Source organism: Thiolapillus sp. (genome assembly GCF_048562965.1).
In the GTDB taxonomy this organism is placed as follows: domain Bacteria; phylum Pseudomonadota; class Gammaproteobacteria; order Chromatiales; family Chromatiaceae; genus Thiolapillus; species Thiolapillus brandeum_A.
Genome location: NZ_JBHNMF010000576.1, coordinates 1 through 1,987, shown reverse-complemented (window position 1 = coordinate 1,987; position 1,987 = coordinate 1). Strand labels below are relative to the sequence as shown.

The 1,987-nt window shown below is 50.3% G+C and carries 3 protein-coding genes; 1 reads left to right on the top strand and 2 read right to left on the bottom strand.

All coding sequences use genetic code 11. The annotated features are described in order from the left end of the window. Positions 1–499 (top strand): transposase (locus ACOCD2_RS17895; RefSeq protein ID WP_293702213.1); only part of this gene is annotated, 499 nt, incomplete at its 5' end. A gap of 51 nt (positions 500–550) precedes the next feature. On the opposite strand, the gene ACOCD2_RS17890 is transcribed toward ACOCD2_RS17895, so the two are convergent. Both ACOCD2_RS17890 and ACOCD2_RS17885 read right to left on the bottom strand, forming a co-directional pair. Beyond that, positions 551–862: an IS66 family transposase gene (locus ACOCD2_RS17890; protein WP_293650543.1), complete on the bottom strand. Its 312-nt coding sequence runs from the start codon at positions 860–862 to the stop codon at positions 551–553. Positions 863–907: 45 nt separating this feature from the next. Next, positions 908–1,987, bottom strand: a 1,080-nt coding sequence (locus ACOCD2_RS17885) for a helicase-related protein (RefSeq protein WP_293674978.1), incomplete at its 5' end; no start/stop codon positions are given.

The following is a 1,987-nucleotide window of genomic DNA, read 5'->3' as shown; positions in this document are numbered from 1 at the left end:
CTACCAGCCTTCGCTTCGCTCTCCATGGCTGGCAGCGAACGTGCTGAATTACCTACCCAAGGCCGTTCAGCCCAAGACAAAGAAGGCATTGCAGGAAATCTGGATGGCCGAGGACCGATCCTCGGCGCACAACAAGGCCTTCGATCATTTTGTGCAGACGTACCAGGCCAAGTACCCGAAGGCGGTTACTTGCCTGGAGAAGGACCGGGAGGCCCTGCTGGCCTTCTACGACTTCCCGGCGGAGCACTGGGTGCACATCCGGACGACGAACCCGATCGAGTCGACCTTTGCCACGATTTGCCACCGGACGGACCGGGCCAAGGGTTGTGTGAGTCGAAAGACCATGTTGGCGATGGTCTACAAGCTGGGGATGAGTGCGGAGAAACGCTGGCGCAGGATCCGTGGATTCCACTACCTGGCCAAGGTCATCGACGGTGTGAAGTTCAGAGACGGAATCGAAGTGAACAGCGAGACCGATGACAGCAGGAACGCCGCCTGATCATGCTGTACACCAGATTTGACTATAGCTCTGTTTTTCTCCAGCCAGGCCTTAAGGTACATCGAGTACCGGTTGCGCCAGCTGCTGGCGCTGCCGGGTCTTTTCTTCCGGCGGGAGTGTTTCGATCCGCTTCTCAATGGCATAGAGCTTGCGGATCTTGCCAATGGCCGCGTCCGCCTTGCTGACCTTTTCGTCTTTCTTTTTCGTTGGCGCGGCTTTGCCGGCTTCGACGAACTCGGGCTGGGGCACCAATAGGTTGTCAAAGACCGAGTCGATTTTGGGGACTGGGATGCCCCAAAATCTATCACGAGGACGAAGACACGCTTGGTAGGTTCTATTTTGGTATGTTCTATTATAGTCCAATTTCTGTATGCGTGGCTGAATATCGTGAGTAATCAAGTAAGATAATTAGTCGGTTCCGTTACCGAATTGATTCCATCCAATTAATTCCGCTGAATATGATTGATCATCTTTGATGATGCCTCGATGCTTGAGCTCCCGTTCCACGATTGTTTCTGTCATCGTAAATAAAGTAGTGCCGTCAAGTTTGCTGTCATCGATTGGATGTTGGTAGAAGGATTCCGCTTGTTTTTCCCATGCCGGAACGCGCTTACCATTCCTATCCATCCCGATTTTGGTTACCTGGTGTAATGTTTGCCCCTTGTCGTTATGGGTTTCGACTAACCAAATACTCAGCACCCCGTTTTCTCCGTCCAGTGATTGAATTGCAAGACCAATTTCATCTGGTGGTAGTTCCCGATGACGACTAAGAAGTTTTTCTATGAATGGGTGGTCCAGACCAATGAGTTCCAGTGCATCATTTTCATTAGCTTCGTCTCTATCTGTAGTAAATAGCGATTGTTGGATACCTTGACTATTAACAAGCGCGAAGTGTGTTTCATTTTCGCGCTGGAATGTCATGCCATCTTGCTCGCAAGCAGCTGTAATAAAACGAACCAGGTCGCTCATACCTTCTTTTGTATGCGACAAAGGGGCATAGTCATCAAGGCTGAAGCGATCCAGATCCTGGAATAGCTCGAAAACAACATCTCTGGCCTCAGCTGCGTTGGTCATCGCTGCTTCCAGTTCCAGTCGCGTGCGCTTTAACTCTGGATCCTGGAGAGCTTGTGAGTAGAGTTGTTGATAATTCACGCGTTCAGATAATTGGCCAAGTATCTGTGAGCGGAGATCCTCGGCTACATTTCCTTGATCATCCAATTTACCAAGCGCACGGGCAATATCCTTGAGCTTGTCATCAAGGAGTAGGAATATCTTTCCTTCTATAGTGTCGCCGAGCACAAGGTTATATACCTGGGCCGTGTCCTGCTGACCATAACGATGGATACGACCAATCCTTTGCTCTACATCCATTGGATTCCAGGGAAGGTCAAAGTTAAACAGGACTCTTGCGTGTTGAAGGTTGATGCCCTCTCTACCAGCGGCGGTACAGATCATAACCCGAGGCCCATCCGCTTGTTTAAACCTTTT